Raw genomic sequence first — 14,944 nt, forward strand, 5'->3', positions numbered from 1 at the left:
TCTTGTGATTCCGTCTCGGAGCCCGCAATCTGCGACCTCAAGTAAGGTTGAGGTCAAGCGCCATGTCACGCTCTCCCGTTCCCTCCGATCTCAGCATCGGCCAGATGGCGGCGCGCGCCGGGGTGCCGGTGTCGACGCTGCATTTCTACGAGGCCGAGGGGCTGATCCGCAGCTGGCGCAACCCGGCCAATCATCGTCGCTACGACCGGCGAGAGCTGCGCCGCGTGGCGATCATCAAGGTGGCGCAGGCGGTGGGGGTGTCACTGTCGGAGATCCGCGAGGTGCTCGACCGGCTGCCGCGCGACCGTGCCGTCTCGGCCCAGGACTGGGCCGAGGCGGCGGCGCCATGGCGCGCGATGCTCGACGAGCGCATCGCTTTGATGACGCGGCTGCGCGACCAGATGGGGCATTGCATCGGCTGCGGCTGCCTGTCGCTCGACAGCTGCCCGCTCTACAATGCGCAGGACCGGCTGGGCCGGTCCGGACCCGGCCCGCGACGCTGGACCGGCACGGCAGGAGAGCGCGCGTGACGATACCCGAGATCTACGTGATGCGGCATGGCGAGACCGAGTGGAACGCCATGCGCCGGATGCAGGGCGGTCTCGATTCGCCGCTCACCGAAACCGGACGGGCGCAGGCCCGCGCGATGGGCCGGATGCTGGCCGCGCGCGGCGTCGGTCCGGCGACGCACCGCATCCTGTCCTCGCCGCAGGGCCGCGCCGTCGAAACCGCGCGGCTCGCCTTCGGCACGGCACCGCAGCCCGAACCGCGGCTGCGCGAGATCGCGATGGGCGACTGGTCCGGGCTCGACCGGGCCGAGATCGACGCGCGCTGGCCCGGGCCGCCGGGCGAGCATTTCATAGACTTCTACGCCCGTGCGCCGCGCGGCGAGGGTTTTGCCGCGCTCTGGGCGCGCTGCGCCGATCTGCTCGCCGGGCTCGATGGCCCCAGCGTGCTCGTCACCCATGGCATGACCTCGCGCGTGCTGCGCACCATCGCTACGGGCGGCAGTCGCGCCGATCTGGCGCGGCTGCCAGGGGGGCAGGGGGTGGTGTTCCGGATCTCGCGGGGGCGACACGATCGGCTCGCCGCACCGCTTGCAGTTGGCGATGGGGGCGGCTAAACCGGCCCACGCGGGTGGTTAGCTCAGTTGGTAGAGCGCTTCGTTTACACCGAAGATGTCGGGGGTTCGAGCCCCTCACCACCCACCATCCCCTTGCCACGTTCGCCCGCCGCTCTGCTCAGACCAAGACGAGGGTTTCGTCGATATGGGCGACGTTCACGATCGGGGCGAAGGAGAACTCCGATGTGGAGAAGGGCGGGATCACGACCCCGGCCGAGGTGAAGCTGGCATCCCCGTCATTGAGCAGCAGCGTCATCTCCGAGGCGGCATCGCGCGGCACGATGAGCGCGTCGTTGTCGCCGTCGAGGTCGAAATCGGCATGCGCCACCAAGAGTCCCTCGATTGTGGGGTCAAAGGATTTCAGCACGAACGCCGTGTCGGTCCCGGTCGTCACCACATCGAAGACCCGCAAGCCCGGCGCGACGCCCGAACTCGGGTCGACCGCCCCGGCGCTCAGCACCTCGATCCCGGCGTCGGCATCGAAATCCCCCGCTTCGAAGGAGCCGATCAGGCCAGTTTCGTCGACATCGGAGAAGTTCGGAAAGGTAGCTACGCTCATCCCGGTGCCGTCATTGATGAATGCCCAGATGCCGCGCCCCTCGCCGCTGGCGGCGAAGGCCACGTCGTTGTCGCCGTCGCCGTCCAGATCGATGACCTGGCCGTCCCCATAGCTCTCAGCGCCGGGCGAGCTGCTGTCCCGGAAGGTCAGGGCCCCGGTGCCGTCATTGAGGAAGATGCCCACCCCGACGGTGTCGGCATCGGTCAGCGCCACCACGTCGAGAAACGGGTTGCCATCGAAGTCGCCGAGCAGGGCCCGGCCGTCTTCGGGCAGATCCGCCGGGCTGCGCGACAGCGGGCTGAAATTGCCCGCGCCGTCGTTTTGCAACAGGAAGATCGATTGGCCCGAAGCCTCGGTGGCGACGAAGTCGATATCGCCGTCATCATCCACGTCGGCCGCGTCTTGCGCTTTGAAGGCGAAGTCGAGGAAATCGTCGAAGGGCTGCGTCAGGGTCACGATGGAGCTGGTAGAGGCGGTGAAGAAACCCGCACCGTCATTCTCGTAAAGGGTCGTGAAGACGTCAAATTGCGCATCGCCCGGCACGCCGCCGGGGGTGGTGGCGCCGCTCGAGTTCACCTTCAGGAAATCGAGATCGCCGTCGCCGTCGAAATCGCCCGACAGGATGTCGGCGTCGCCTACCATGATGCCGGTGCCGCGTTCGGTGAAGTTGGCCGCGCCGTCATTGAGCGCCACGATCACCTCGCCCTCATCCTCGTACCACAGATCCGGCGTCGCTCGGGGGGCGGCGGTGCCGGGTTCGAAGCGCAGGAAATCGGTGCGCAGCGGCTCGCGGCCATCGCCTCTGCCCACCAGTTCGAGACGATCCCCCTCTACCACGGTCAGGTTCGAAATCACCCTTTCCGCCTGGCTTTGCTCGTTGGCGCGCCTGCCGCCCGACCTGCTGTCCCAGTCGAAGCGATCGATCTCGACTCCGTTCAGCAGGACCCGCATCGATGAGACGCCGTCGCTCTCGTCGAAGTAGCCGATCGTCATGTCGAAGGTGCCGGCCCGGTCGAAGGTATAGGCGGCGCGCGCCTCATCGGCGTCGCCATCCGTGCCGCGGCGCACATGCTGAAGGTAGGCGTCCCCCGAGGCCTTGCCGTTCGACACGACCTTGAAGCCGGACACGATCTCCATCTCCTCGGCCTCGATCACGAAAGCGCGGCTGGGTGGCGGTGAGGTGTCGACCGCGATGTCGATGTAGTCGGTGCGCAGCGGCTCGCCGCCATCGCCCATGCCGCGCAGCGTGATCAGGTCTCCCGGCGCGAGCCACAGATCCCCGACGAGATACTCCGCCCGGCTGGCGGGGCTCGATTTCTCGTTTCCGGAGGTGCCGTTCCATTCGAAGCTGTCGACGATGGCGCCGTTCACCAGCACCTCCATCTGCGACACGCCGTCGGTTTCGTCGAAATATCCGACCGTGAGGTCGTAATACCCGGCGCCGCCATCGAAAGCGCCGCTGGCGCTCGCCTCGCCGCTTTTCGCCTCGAGATAGGCTCCATTGGAGGGGTGGGGGTTTGATTTGACCGCGAAACCTTTCGCGATGGTAAGGGTTTCGGCCTCGGTGCGGCCCAAGCCTATCTGGGCTTTCGGAAGCGCGGTCAGGTCGGATGCCGTCGAAGTCGTTCGCAAATCACTAAACATCTGAGAACTCGCGATTTAAGGGTTTCGTTGATGATTTCCCGCAGATCGACCGGCAAAGACTAACACTTGATGGTTGATTCGTTAATCGAATGTAGAGGGCTGCGATTGATGCCGATCCAGCCAGAATTCGCCGTTCCCTCACTCCGCGATTTTCCTCAGTGCTCTCAATTCGTTGCAATTCAGGTTCCAAAAAGCCGACCGCGATGCCCGTTACAGTTTCGTGATTCATTCATCGTCTTACCCTTGGCCGCGAATTCCGGTCCAGGTGTTCGGCGCGTGGGCCTGTTCCCTACTTCGCAAGGGTCACCTGTCTCTCCGATCCCGCACAGTCGCCCTGCGGCGGTGGTCCTGCCGCGATCGTTCATGGGCTGCTATATTGGGGTCATCGACAGGAGGCCGGCATGAGCCAGATCCCCAGCTTTCACCCGCTCGACACCAGCGTCGATCCCGATGTGATCGAGACGCTCATCGTGCCGCGCGCCCGCGACCTGGGCGGCTTCGAAGTGCGCCGGGCGCTGCCGGCGCCGCGCCGCCAGATGGTCGGGCCGTTCATCTTCTTCGATCAGGTCGGCCCCGCCGAGTTCCTGAAGGGCGAGGGATTCGACGTGCGGCCGCACCCGCATATCGGTCTGGCCACCGTCACCTACCTGCTGGAGGGTCGGATCCATCACCGCGACAGCCTCGGCACGGATAGCTGGATCGCCCCGGGCGCGGTGAACCTGATGGTGGCCGGACAGGGCATCACCCATTCCGAGCGTATCGACGGCGAAGCGCGTGCGGCGGGCGGGCGGATGTTCGGGCTGCAGACTTGGCTGGCGCTGCCCGATGCCATGGAAGACGGGCCGGCCCGCTTCGAACATGCGGGTGCCGACAGGCTGCCGGTGATCGAGGAGGGTGGGGTGCGTCTGCGGCTGATGCTGGGCAACGCATACGGGGCCGTGTCGCCGGTCGCGGCGCCGGGCGAGCTGTTCCATGCGGACGCCGAGCTTGCGCCCGGCGCACAGTTGCCGCTGCCGGACGATCACGAGGATCGCGGCGTGCATGTGCTCTCCGGCAGCATCGAGGTGGCGGGGCAGAGCTTCGCCGCAGGGCGGATGATGGTGTTCCGGCCCGGCGACCGGCTGTCGCTGCGCGCGGGACCGGGCGGTGCGCGGATCGCGCTCTTGGGCGGTGCGACGATGCCGGGGCCGCGCCATATCTGGTGGAACTTCGTAGCCTCTTCGAGGGATCGGATCGAGGCCGCCAAGGAGGCTTGGCGGGCGGGCGATTTCACGCATGGGCGGTTCCGGCTGCCACCGGGCGAGAGCGAACACATTCCTCTGCCCTGACCACGGGCGCGGGCGCTGCCCCGAGGTCAGCCCGACAATCTCGTCCGGCGGCCATTTTTGCACCGATCGGCGCTTGACGCCCCCCGCCACTGTGCCTAGAACCCGCCTCACGTTCGGCGCTGCCGGACGACGAGATGCGCGGTTGTAGCTCAGTTGGTTAGAGTACCGGCCTGTCACGCCGGGGGTCGCGGGTTCGAGCCCCGTCAACCGCGCCATTCTCGTCCGTCCCATACGCTCCGAGCCTTTTGCGCGGTTGTAGCTCAGTTGGTTAGAGTACCGGCCTGTCACGCCGGGGGTCGCGGGTTCGAGCCCCGTCAACCGCGCCACTAGACGCCATGACGGCCCCGTCGCTCATCCGAGCGCGGGGCCGTTTGCGTTTCTGGCGGGGCGCGCCCGGAGGTTCAGGTAAAGCTTCCTGTACCAGCCCTAAACTTTGCGTATTCTCGGAAAGATGAATGAAGGGCCTGCACTCCGGTCCGTCGTTCGCCTCTCTTGGGTGGCGTAGCTTCTGGCCCCCTTTGGGTTCATCTTACTTCAAATACGCAAGTAGACCGGCACGCCATCCTGCGCGCCGGTCGGGCCTTGCGCGGTCAGCCAGCTTCAGACAGCGCCGCCAGCACCCGGGCCCAGCTCCGGATGCCCTTATGAAAGCTTCGCAGGTCATATTTCTCGTTCGGGCTGTGAATCAGGTCGTCGTCATTGGCGAAGCCCATCAGCATCGAATCCATGCCGAGCTCGGTCTTGAAATACCCCGCGATCGGGATCGAGCCGCCGGCGCCGACGAAGGCAGCCGGGTTCGGCCATTCGGCGCTGAGCGCCTGCCGCGCCGTTTCGAAGGCCGGGTCGTCGGTCGACATGACGCTGGCGGGGGCGGCACCGTGGCCGTGGAACTCGACCTTGCAGTCGGACGGCAGCATCGCGCGGACATGGGCACGGAACGCGTCGCGGATCGCCTCCGGGTCCTGCTGACCCACGAGGCGGAAGCTGATCTTGGCGCTGGCCTGGCTCGGCAGAACGGTCTTGAAGCCTGCGCCCGCATAGCCGCCGGCGATGCCGTTCACCTCGCAGGTGGGCCGGGCCCAGATCATCTCGAGCGCGGTGCGGTCGGCCTCACCCGCCGGTTGGCTCAACCCGACGCCGCCGAGGAAGGCGCCGGCGTCGAAGCCCAAGCCCTCCCATTGGGCGCGCAGTTCGGGCGTGATCTCCGGCACGCCCTCGTAGAAGCCGGGCAGGGTGACCCTGCCATGATCGTCATGCAGCGCCGCGATGATCCGCGCCAGCAGCTTGATCGGGTTCGCCGCCGGGCCGCCATAGGCGCCCGAATGCAGGTCGCGGTCGGGGCCGGTGATGATCACCTCTTCGCCCACGAGGCCGCGCAGCATCGTGGTGATCGCCGGCGTGTCCCGGTCGAACAGCCCGGTGTCGCAGATCAGCGCCAGATCCGCCTTGAGTTCGTTGGCGTGACTGCGCAGGAACGGCACGAGCGAGGGCGAGCCGGATTCCTCCTCGCCCTCGAACAGGATCGACACGCGCGTGGGCAGCTTGCCATGTACCGCCACCCAGGCGCGGCAGGCCTCGACGAAGGTCATCAGCTGGCCCTTGTCGTCGCTGGCGCCGCGGCCGCGGATCACCCGGCCCGCGGGCGTGTCTTCGACCGCGGGCTCGAAGGGCGGCGTCTTCCACAGCTCCAGCGGATCGGCCGGCTGCACGTCGTAATGACCATAGAACAGCAGGTGCGGCCCGCCTTCGCCCATGCTGCCGGTGACCATCGGGTGGCCCGGCGTGTCGCGTAGCGCGGCATCCTCGAAGCCGATCGACTTCAGGTCCTCGACCAGCCAGCCGGCGGCGGCGCGGCAATCGGCGCGATGCGCCGGATCGGTCGAGATCGAGGGAATGCGCAGCAGTTCGAGCAGTCGCATGGTAGCGGCCTCGAGATCGGCGTCTATACGCCGCAAGACGGGGTCGAGTGTCATCGGAACTCCTGCTATAATTGGCTGACAGACTGGCCGCGCTCTGCGGCACTGTCCAGCATCCGGGGTGGCCTTGCACAAGACGCAGGGCCAATATGCGGTGGGGCGGCAAATTGTAGCGTGTTGTCCGGGCGTGAGTCCGCCTATATGCACGACAACGGCCAAACGCCGGGGCGCCGCGCCCCACCAGACGAAAAGGGGAAAGATGCCCGTGGATTACGAAGCAGGGCTCGATGCCGCCATCGGCAAGCTCCACAGCGAAGGCCGCTACCGCACCTTCATCGACATCGCCCGCCACAAGGGCCAGTTCCCGCATGCCACCTGGCATCGCCCGGATGGCAGCGAGTCGCCGGTGACCGTCTGGTGCGGCAACGACTATCTCGGCATGGGGCAGCACCCTGCGGTCCTGTCGGCCATGCACGAGGCGCTCGACGCCGTCGGCGCGGGCTCGGGCGGTACGCGCAACATCTCCGGCACCACGGTCTATCACAAGCGGCTCGAGGCCGAGCTGGCCGATCTCCACGGCAAGGAGGCGGCGCTGCTCTTCACCTCCGCCTACATCGCCAACGACGCGACCCTGTCCACGCTGCCGCGGCTGTTTCCCGGGCTGATCATCTATTCCGACTCGCTCAACCACGCGAGTATGATCGAGGGTGTGCGCCGCAATGGCGGTGCCAAGCGGATCTTCCGGCACAACGACGTCGCGCATCTGCGCGAGCTGCTCGAAGCCGACGATCCCGACGTGCCGAAGCTGATCGCCTTCGAATCGATCTACTCGATGGATGGCGATTTCGGCCCGATCGCCGAGATCTGCGATCTCGCCGAGGAATTCGGCGCGCTGACCTATCTCGACGAGGTGCACGCGGTCGGCATGTACGGCCCCCGCGGCGGCGGCGTCTCCGAGCGTGACCGGCTGGCGCACCGGATCGACATGATCAACGGTACGCTGGGCAAGGCCTATGGCGTGCTCGGCGGCTATGTCGCGGCCTCGGCCAAGATGGTCGATGCGGTGCGTTCATATGCGCCGGGCTTCATCTTCACCACCTCGCTGCCGCCCACCGTGGCGGCCGGGGCGGCCGCGAGCGTCGCGCATCTCAAGACCGATCAGGATCTGCGCGACCAGCACCAGACCCAAGCGAAGATCCTCAAGACCCGGCTGCGCGGTCTCGGCCTGCCGATCCTCGACCATGGCAGCCATATCGTGCCGCTGATGGTCGGCGACCCGGTGCACACCAAGGTGATCTCCGACATGCTGCTCGCCGATCACGGCATCTACGTGCAGCCGATCAACTTCCCCACCGTGCCGCGCGGCACGGAGCGGTTGCGCTTCACGCCGTCGCCGCTGCACGGTCCGCGCGAAATGGATGCGCTGGTCCGCGCCTTGGATGGGTTGTGGTCACATTGTGCGCTGAATCGCGCCGAATTGACAGGTTAAGCATATCTCCCGGTGCGGTAGCCCGCGCCCCATGTTAGAATGAACCTCAGGACCTCCCGGGAGTTGTGCCCAGACACAGCCCCGGTCGGTAACCGGGGGCGGGCAGTAACGGGAACACTCGATATGATCGGGCGGAGCTTCAGGCGTGCAAACGCTACGGAGGAGGCCGAAACCAAGGGTTTCGATGCCTTCGAATTGCGCTTGGGCGATCTGATGCGCGGCGAACGCGCGACCTTGGGCAAGAGCCTGCTTGACGTGCAGCGCGAGCTGAAGATCAAGGCTGCTTATATCGCCGCGATTGAAAATTCCGATCCCACTGCCTTCGACACGCCCGGCTTCATCGCGGGATATGTGCGCTCCTATGCGCGCTATCTCGGCATGGACCCCAACACCGCCTACGAGACCTTCTGCCGCGAATCCGGTTTCACCACCGCGCATGGCATGTCCGCCGCCGCCTCGACGGTGCGGCCGAAGAAGGCTGCCCAGAGCACCAGCCTCGGCAAGGACATCTTCTCCGACAGCGCCACGCCGTTCCTGCCCCCGGCGGAGCGTATCCTCGCCGGCTTCGAGCCGCGTGCGCTGGGTTCGGTCGCCGTGCTGCTGCTGCTGATGGGTGGCCTCGGCTATGGCGGCTGGTCGATCCTGCAGGAGGTGCAGAAGGTGCGGCTGGCTCCGGTGGAGCAGACGCCCACGATTCTCGCGCAGGTCGATCCCCTTGCCGGCGGCGGTCGTCCGGAGACGGGCGAGGCTTCGACGACGGAGCTGGCTGCCTTGGCACCCGCCGCGCCCGAGGTGCTGGACCGTCTCTACCGGCCGCAGGCGCTGGACGTGCCGGTGATGACGCCCCGTGACGGCCCGATTGCAGCCCTCGTCACCCAGCCACGTCGCCCGGGGCAGGACGCTCCCGTCGCGGTCGCGCAGGACGAAACCACCACCACCCCGGAAGGGCCAAGCCCGATGCTCGCCGCGCTTGACGCCGTCGAGCTGCCGACGATCACGATACCGGATATCGAGCTTGCCTTGGCTGAGGCCGGGGTCGAGGGACCGTCGGTACGTGTCACCGAGGATCCGGCCCCGACCGTGAAGATGGTCGCCGTGCGCCCGGCTTGGGTGCGGGTGAAATCGGCCGATGGCACCACGCTTTACGAGGGCATCATGAACGGCGGCGATTCGTGGGAGGTGCCGGCGCTCGAAGACGCACCGACGCTGCGGGTCGGCGAATCCGGTGCCGTCTACTTCGCCGTGGGCGAACAGCATTACGGCCCCGTCGGCGATGCCGGCACCGTGACGTCCAACGTAGCCTTGTCGGTGGACAATCTCACCGCCAGCTATCAGGTTGCCGATCTGGAGAGCGACTCCGACCTGGCCAAGCTGGTGCGGGTCGCCGAGGCCGCGCCAACCGAATGATGCCGCGCAGGTCACGCGCCTCGCGGCCCTGATCCGCGAGAGGTTTCCCATGTCCCTTCACGCCGTCCGGCCTTGGCGCGAGATCCAGCGCCGCAAGTCGCGCCAGATCATGGTGGGGCGCGTTCCCGTCGGGGGGGATGCGCCGATCTCGGTCCAGACGATGACCAACACCGACACGAGCGACGTGAAGGCGACGCTGGACCAGATCATCCGCGCCGCCGATGTCGGGGCCGACATCGTGCGGGTCTCGACGCCCGACGAGGACAGCACCCGCGCCCTGCGTGAGATCTGCGCGGAAAGCCCGGTGCCGATCGTCGCGGACATCCATTTCCACTACAAGCGCGCGATCGAGGCAGCGGAGGCGGGCGCGGCCTGCCTGCGGATCAACCCCGGCAATATCGGCGATGCCAAGCGGGTGGCCGAGGTGGTGCGCGCCGCCAAGGACCACGGCTGTTCGATCCGGATCGGTGTCAATGCGGGCTCGCTGGAGCGCCACCTGCTCGAGAAATACGCGGAGCCCTGTCCCGCCGCGATGGTCGAGAGCGGGCTCGACCACATCAAGCTGCTTCAGGATCATGACTTCCACGAGTTCAAGATCTCGGTAAAGGCCTCGGACGTGTTCCTCGCCGCCGCCGCCTACCAGCAGCTGGCCGATGCCACCGACGCGCCGATCCACCTTGGCATCACCGAGGCAGGCGGCCTGATGTCGGGCACCATCAAATCCGCCATCGGCATGGGCAACTTGCTGTGGATGGGAATCGGCGACACGATCCGCGTCAGCCTCTCGGCCGATCCGGTCGAGGAGGTGAAGGTCGGCTTCGAGATCCTGAAATCCCTCGGCCTGCGCCATCGCGGCGTCAACATCATCTCCTGCCCCTCCTGCGCGCGGCAGGGCTTCGACGTGATCAAGACGGTCGAGGCGCTGGAAAAGCGGCTCGAACACGTGAAGACGCCGATGTCGCTTTCGATCATCGGTTGCGTGGTCAACGGGCCGGGCGAGGCGCTGATGACCGATGTCGGTTTCACCGGCGGCGGCGCCGGCAACGGCATGGTCTATCTCGCCGGCAAGCAGAGCCACCGCATGTCGAACGACCAGATGATCGACCACATCGTCGAGCAGGTCGAGGCAAAGGCGGCCGAGATCGAAGCCCGCGACAAGGCCGCCGCCGAGGCCGCCGAGTAGCTTGACGCGAGGTCCGGCGGGAGCGGTATGTTCCCGCCGATGCGTCGGCGGAAAATTGCATGTTTTGTAGGCGGTATCGCCCAACCGCACGGACCCCGAAAGGCCCGAAATCGTTTCTTGTCCAGCAGCGCCACAGCGGGTGGCGCAATTGATGCAATGGAAGAGAACGAGACATGACCAAGCAATCGCTTCTGATGACGACTGCCGCCGCGCTCGTGGCTGCGATGCCGGCGTTTGCCCAGACCAGCGTCACGGTCGACACCGATACTGAGGCCGGCGCGAATGTGGGCGTCGAGGCCGAGGCCACCGCGACGACGGAAACCACCGCCAATGCCGAGACCGCGACGAGCGGCACCACCGCCACAGCGGTGACCGAGCTGAACTTGCGTGCGGGCCCTGGTCCGGACATGGAGATCGTCGACGTGATCCCCGCCGATGGCGAGGTGATGGTCGAGGGCTGCCTCGAAACCGCCAATTGGTGCCAGGTGACGCTCGACGGCACCACCGGCTGGGCCTATGGCGACTACCTCACCGTGCAGATGGCCGAGGCGCCCGAGCCTGTCGTGCTCTACGAGAACCGCACCGAGCTCGAGATCGAGACCGTGACCTATGATAACGAGGCCAATGACGGCCCCGCGGCGATCGCGGGCGCGGCCACGGCGGCGGGTGCCGCGGCGGCCCTGATCGGCGGCCCGGCGGCGGTGATCGGCGCCGGCATCATCGGTGCCGCGGCGGGCGACGCGCTGAACCCCGATTCCCAGGTGGTGACCTATGTCCGCGAGAACCCGGTCGAGCCGGTGATCCTTCAGGGCGAAGTGGTGGTCGGCGCCGGCATCCCGGAGGAGGTCGAGCTGAACCCGATCCCCGAGGCCGAGTACAGCTACCTCTATGTCAACGGCACCCCGGTTCTGGTCGAGCCGGAAGAGCGCCGGATCGTCTACATCGTCCGCTGATCCGGACCTGTGAGCTTTCGAAAGGGCGGCCTTCGGGCCGCCCTTTTTCATGCGAAATGGCGGGCATGGCGGATCGGCCACATATCTCCCGGCATGTGCGGCACGAGGGATCGAACTGCCGCGCGCCAGCGTTTCATCGGCAACAGGCGCGGGCCATGTCGGCCCCGCAATCCGGAGACCATCCATGATCCGCATGATACCCACACTCGCTGCCGCGGGCGCTCTCACCGCACTCGGGCTTCCCGCCTTCGCGCAGGCCACCGCCAACGCGACGGTCGATCTCAACATCCGTGCCGGGGCCGGTCCCGCCTATGAGGTGGTCGGCATGATCCCTCAGGGCGAGCCGGTCGAGGTAGCGGGCTGTCTCGACCCCGCGACCTGGTGCGAGGTCACGCATGATGGCGTGACCGGCTGGGCCTCGGGCGGCTATCTCACCGCCATCGTCGAGACCACGCCGGTGGTGATCTACGAGAACGCCGATGCGGCAGGCATCACCACGGTCACCTACGATCCGACGCTGCCCGATGGCACCGTCACCCTGAACGGCGCGGTGATCGCCGCCGATCCCTCAGCCGAAGGCACCAGCCTCGAGATCACCGACGGCGCGATCACCTATCTCAACGACAACCCGATCGATCCGATCTATCTCGATGGCGAGGTGGTGCTTGGCGCAGGTCTGCCCGAAACCGTGGTGCTCACGCCGATCCCCGACAGCATGCTGGCCTATGCCAATATCAACGGCCAGCAGGTCGTGGTCGAGCCCGACACCCGCCGTGTCGCCTATATCGCGCGCTGACGTTCTGACCGGCGCTAGAGCGACTTCTTGAATCCCAGATGCGAGGGGTTGTAACCCAGCCCCTCGTAAAAGCCATGCGCCGCATTGCGGGCCCGGTCGGAGGTGAACTGTATCAGCGCGCACCCCCCCGCGCGGGCCCGTGCTTCGGCATCCTGCATGAGGCTCTGGCCGATCCCGGCGCCGCGCCAGTTTGCGGCAACCCGTACCGCCTCGATCTGTGCCCGCCGCGCGCCGCCGCGGGACAGACCGTCGATCAGCGTGATCTGGTAGCAGGCGACTATAACGCCCTCCTTCTCTCCGACGATGATGAGGTTGCCAGGCTGGGCTTTCATCCTGTCGAAAGCCGCGAGATAGATCTCGAGCGAGACATTCTCGCGACCATGCCCGAGGTCATCATCCGCAAGCAGCGCCAGGATGGCTGGCACGTCACCGCGCCCGGCCTCATGGAAATGCGGCGCGCTCACTCCGCCCGCTGTGCCGCGACCATTTCCTGCATCTGCGCCAGCGGCACGTAGCCGCGCAGCATCTGGTCGCCCATGACGAAGCTCGGCGTGCCGCTGACCTGCATCGCCTGCGCCAGCCGGTGGTTCTCGGCGATGATCCCGGCGACGCGGGGGCTGTCCATTTCCGCCTGAACCGCTTCGAAATCGACATCCAGGCTCTCGGCTAGCGCTTCGAGCGAGTCTTCGGAGACGTCGGCGCGCATGGTCATCAACGCGTTGTGCGCCTGCTTGTAGGCCTCGTCGCCCTCGAGCTCGCGCATCGCCAGCGCGAATTGCGACGCCATCAGAGACTGCTCGCCGAGGATCGGGAACTCCTTGAGGATGTAGCGGATGTTGCCGTCGCTCTCGACCAGCTCCTCGACCTCGGGAAAGGCGCGGCGGCAATAGCCGCATTTGTAATCCATGAACTCGACCACGGTGATGTCGCCATCGGGGTTGCCGCCGACCCAGTCGCCCTCGTTCTCGAACAACGCCTCGGCATGGCTCGCGATCATCGCGCTGTCGCCCTGCGCCGCGGCCTCGGCCTGACGCTGGTCGAGCACGGCGATCGCCTCCATCAGCACTTCCGGGTTCTCCAGCAGGTAGGCGCGCACCTGATCGCCGAAGGCATCGCGCTCGGCATCGGTCATCGCCTCAAGATCGAGCGCGGCGGCGGGGCCGGCGAGCGCCAGCGTGACGGGCAGGGCGCGGATGAGCGAGCGCAGCATTTGGATGTCCTTTCCTCGTGTCGGGCCGTGCAGATCACATCATCGTCCCCCTGCCAAGTTCCCGCGCGGGAAGGCACGGGCCATTGACGGCAGGGGGGCGGCATTGGCACAACCCGGCCAAACCTTAGGGAGCAGGGCATGCGGAACTCAAGGCGCGGAGAGGTCGATCCCTTCATCGTGATGGACGTGATGGAGGCGGCACGGCAGGCCGAGGCGGCGGGGCGGCACATCATCCACATGGAGGTGGGCCAGCCCGGTACCGGGGCGCCACGCGAGGCGGTCGAGAAGCTGACACGCGAGATGGCTGCGGGACCGATGGGCTATACCGTGGCGCTCGGCCTGCCGGAACTGCGCGCCCGCATCGCCCGGCATTACGGCGAATGGTACGGGGTCGATCTCGACCCGGCCCGGGTCGTGGTGACCTCCGGCGCCTCGGGTGCGTTCCTGCTGAGCTTCACCCAGCTCTTCGACACCGGCGCCCGGGTGGGGCTGGGCGCGCCCTGCTACCCCTCCTACCGGCAGATCCTCAAGGCGCTCGACATGGTGCCGGTGGACATGCCGACACGGCTCGCCAACCGGATGCAGCCGGTGCCAGAGGATATCGAGCGCCACGCGCTCGACGGGCTGGTGTTGGCCTCGCCCTCGAACCCGGCCGGCACCATGCTCGATCGAGACGGGCTTCGCGCGCTGGTGCAGGCCTGCGACGCGCGCGGCGCCGCGCTGATCTCGGACGAGATCTATCACGGGATCGGCGGGCGCGGGGTCTCGGCACTCGAAGTGACCGACGAGACCCATGTGATCGGCTCGTTCTCGAAATACTTCTCGATGACCGGCTGGCGCGTCGGCTGGCTGATCGTGCCGCCCGAGCATGTGCGCGGCATTGAACGGATCGCCCAGAACATGTTCATCTGCACCTCGCACGCCTCGCAGCGGCTGGCGCTGCACGCCATGGACGCGACCGATGAGCTGGAGGCCAATGCCGCCGTCTATGCCGCCAACCGCGCGCTGATGCTGGAGCAGCTGCCCAAGGCGGGCTTCACCCGCTTCGCGCCCCCTGACGGGGCGTTCTACGTCTATGCCGACGTCTCGGCCTTCACCGATGACAGCCGCGCCTTCGCCGCCGAGATCCTCGACGAGGCGGGCGTCGCGGTGACACCGGGCCTCGATTTCGACCCGGCGGACGGGCATCGCTGGATCCGCTTCTCCTATGCCCGCTCCACCGCCGATATCGAGGAAGGGCTGTTGCGGCTCGCCCGCTTCATGGCGGCCCGCGGCCATGCGGAGGCGGGCGCCGCATGAGGCCCCGCCGCGGTGCCCGGGGCGGGCCGGGTATGCG

The 14,944-nt window shown here is 67.1% G+C and carries 13 protein-coding genes and 3 tRNA genes; 12 read left to right on the forward strand and 4 right to left on the reverse strand.

Going from position 1 to position 14,944, the window contains the following annotated elements:
• Nucleotides 1-62 precede the first annotated feature (62 nt).
• The 3 genes from soxR to LOS8367_RS06695 all read left to right on the forward strand — a co-directional run bounded on the left by soxR (nucleotide 63) and on the right by LOS8367_RS06695 (nucleotide 1,211).
• Nucleotides 63-530, forward strand: a complete 468-nt coding sequence (gene soxR, locus LOS8367_RS06685; RefSeq protein ID WP_242665521.1) for a redox-sensitive transcriptional activator SoxR — start codon at nucleotides 63-65, stop codon at nucleotides 528-530.
• Nucleotides 527-1,123: a histidine phosphatase family protein gene (locus LOS8367_RS06690; RefSeq protein WP_085895705.1), complete on the forward strand. Its 597-nt coding sequence runs from the start codon at nucleotides 527-529 to the stop codon at nucleotides 1,121-1,123. Before soxR ends, LOS8367_RS06690 begins: the two co-directional genes overlap by 4 nt.
• A gap of 12 nt (nucleotides 1,124-1,135) precedes the next feature.
• A tRNA-Val gene (locus tag LOS8367_RS06695) sits at nucleotides 1,136-1,211 on the forward strand.
• Between the two features lie 30 nt (nucleotides 1,212-1,241).
• On the opposite strand, the gene LOS8367_RS06700 is transcribed toward LOS8367_RS06695, so the two are convergent.
• A complete protein-coding gene (locus tag LOS8367_RS06700; RefSeq protein WP_085895706.1) occupies nucleotides 1,242-3,257 on the reverse strand; it encodes an FG-GAP repeat domain-containing protein in 2,016 nt (671 codons plus the stop codon).
• Nucleotides 3,258-3,727: 470 nt separating this feature from the next.
• Between LOS8367_RS06700 and LOS8367_RS06705 the strand changes: the two genes are divergently transcribed.
• From LOS8367_RS06705 to LOS8367_RS06715, 3 genes are all read left to right on the forward strand, one after another.
• Nucleotides 3,728-4,654: a pirin family protein gene (locus tag LOS8367_RS06705; protein WP_085895707.1), complete on the forward strand. Its 927-nt coding sequence runs from the start codon at nucleotides 3,728-3,730 to the stop codon at nucleotides 4,652-4,654.
• A 138-nt stretch (nucleotides 4,655-4,792) separates the two neighbouring features.
• Nucleotides 4,793-4,869, forward strand: a tRNA-Asp gene (locus tag LOS8367_RS06710).
• A 34-nt stretch (nucleotides 4,870-4,903) separates the two neighbouring features.
• A tRNA-Asp gene (locus tag LOS8367_RS06715) sits at nucleotides 4,904-4,980 on the forward strand.
• A 264-nt stretch (nucleotides 4,981-5,244) separates the two neighbouring features.
• Here LOS8367_RS06715 and LOS8367_RS06720 read toward each other — a convergent pair.
• On the reverse strand, nucleotides 5,245-6,627 hold the full coding sequence (locus tag LOS8367_RS06720) for a dipeptidase (protein WP_085895708.1): 1,383 nt from the start codon (nucleotides 6,625-6,627) through the stop codon (nucleotides 5,245-5,247).
• A gap of 208 nt (nucleotides 6,628-6,835) precedes the next feature.
• On the opposite strand from LOS8367_RS06720, the gene hemA reads away from it, so the two are divergent.
• The 5 genes from hemA (at nucleotide 6,836) to LOS8367_RS06745 (ending at nucleotide 12,398) form a co-directional block, all read left to right on the forward strand.
• The gene (hemA, locus tag LOS8367_RS06725; protein ID WP_085895709.1) at nucleotides 6,836-8,059 is read left to right on the forward strand and encodes a 5-aminolevulinate synthase; all 1,224 of its coding nucleotides are present in this window, start codon (nucleotides 6,836-6,838) and stop codon (nucleotides 8,057-8,059) included.
• A 123-nt stretch (nucleotides 8,060-8,182) separates the two neighbouring features.
• A complete protein-coding gene (locus tag LOS8367_RS06730) occupies nucleotides 8,183-9,466 on the forward strand; it encodes a helix-turn-helix domain-containing protein (protein WP_085895710.1) in 1,284 nt (427 codons plus the stop codon).
• Between the two features lie 49 nt (nucleotides 9,467-9,515).
• Nucleotides 9,516-10,649, forward strand: a complete 1,134-nt coding sequence (gene ispG, locus LOS8367_RS06735) for a flavodoxin-dependent (E)-4-hydroxy-3-methylbut-2-enyl-diphosphate synthase (RefSeq protein ID WP_085895711.1) — start codon at nucleotides 9,516-9,518, stop codon at nucleotides 10,647-10,649.
• A 173-nt stretch (nucleotides 10,650-10,822) separates the two neighbouring features.
• Nucleotides 10,823-11,602: a DUF1236 domain-containing protein gene (locus LOS8367_RS06740; protein WP_085895712.1), complete on the forward strand. Its 780-nt coding sequence runs from the start codon at nucleotides 10,823-10,825 to the stop codon at nucleotides 11,600-11,602.
• Between the two features lie 184 nt (nucleotides 11,603-11,786).
• Complete coding sequence (locus LOS8367_RS06745) at nucleotides 11,787-12,398, forward strand: SH3 domain-containing protein (RefSeq protein WP_165798278.1); 612 nt, start codon at nucleotides 11,787-11,789, stop codon at nucleotides 12,396-12,398.
• Nucleotides 12,399-12,412: 14 nt separating this feature from the next.
• Here LOS8367_RS06745 and LOS8367_RS19250 read toward each other — a convergent pair whose 3' ends face one another.
• Nucleotides 12,413-12,862 (reverse strand): GNAT family N-acetyltransferase, encoded by a 450-nt coding sequence (locus LOS8367_RS19250; RefSeq protein ID WP_106535001.1) that lies wholly within the window; start codon nucleotides 12,860-12,862, stop codon nucleotides 12,413-12,415.
• Nucleotides 12,859-13,608, reverse strand: coding sequence for a DsbA family protein (locus LOS8367_RS19255; protein WP_106535002.1), 750 nt, complete (start codon nucleotides 13,606-13,608; stop codon nucleotides 12,859-12,861). Before LOS8367_RS19255 ends, LOS8367_RS19250 begins: the two co-directional genes overlap by 4 nt.
• A 138-nt stretch (nucleotides 13,609-13,746) precedes the next feature.
• Here LOS8367_RS19255 and LOS8367_RS06755 point away from each other — a divergent pair, with 138 nt between their 5' ends.
• Nucleotides 13,747-14,907, forward strand: coding sequence for a pyridoxal phosphate-dependent aminotransferase (locus tag LOS8367_RS06755; protein WP_085895714.1), 1,161 nt, complete (start codon nucleotides 13,747-13,749; stop codon nucleotides 14,905-14,907).
• Nucleotides 14,908-14,944: the final 37 nt, after the last annotated feature.

Origin of the sequence: Limimaricola soesokkakensis (genome assembly GCF_900172345.1) — a bacterium.
GTDB classification, from domain to species: domain Bacteria; phylum Pseudomonadota; class Alphaproteobacteria; order Rhodobacterales; family Rhodobacteraceae; genus Limimaricola; species Limimaricola soesokkakensis.

Excerpts from the sequence above, each read along its gene's own strand:
- soxR (WP_242665521.1), top strand. The coding sequence starts at position 63 with ATGTCACGCTCTCCCGTTCCCTCCGATCTCAGCATCGGCCAGATGGCG.
- LOS8367_RS06705 (WP_085895707.1), top strand. The coding sequence starts at position 3,728 with ATGAGCCAGATCCCCAGCTTTCACCCGCTCGACACCAGCGTCGATCCC.
- LOS8367_RS06720 (WP_085895708.1), bottom strand. The coding sequence starts at position 6,627 with ATGACACTCGACCCCGTCTTGCGGCGTATAGACGCCGATCTCGAGGCC.
- LOS8367_RS06730 (WP_085895710.1), top strand. The coding sequence starts at position 8,183 with ATGATCGGGCGGAGCTTCAGGCGTGCAAACGCTACGGAGGAGGCCGAA.
- ispG (WP_085895711.1), top strand. The coding sequence starts at position 9,516 with ATGTCCCTTCACGCCGTCCGGCCTTGGCGCGAGATCCAGCGCCGCAAG.
- LOS8367_RS06740 (WP_085895712.1), top strand. The coding sequence starts at position 10,823 with ATGACCAAGCAATCGCTTCTGATGACGACTGCCGCCGCGCTCGTGGCT.
- LOS8367_RS06745 (WP_165798278.1), top strand. The coding sequence starts at position 11,787 with ATGATCCGCATGATACCCACACTCGCTGCCGCGGGCGCTCTCACCGCA.
- LOS8367_RS19255 (WP_106535002.1), bottom strand. The coding sequence starts at position 13,608 with ATGCTGCGCTCGCTCATCCGCGCCCTGCCCGTCACGCTGGCGCTCGCC.
- LOS8367_RS06755 (WP_085895714.1), top strand. The coding sequence starts at position 13,747 with ATGCGGAACTCAAGGCGCGGAGAGGTCGATCCCTTCATCGTGATGGAC.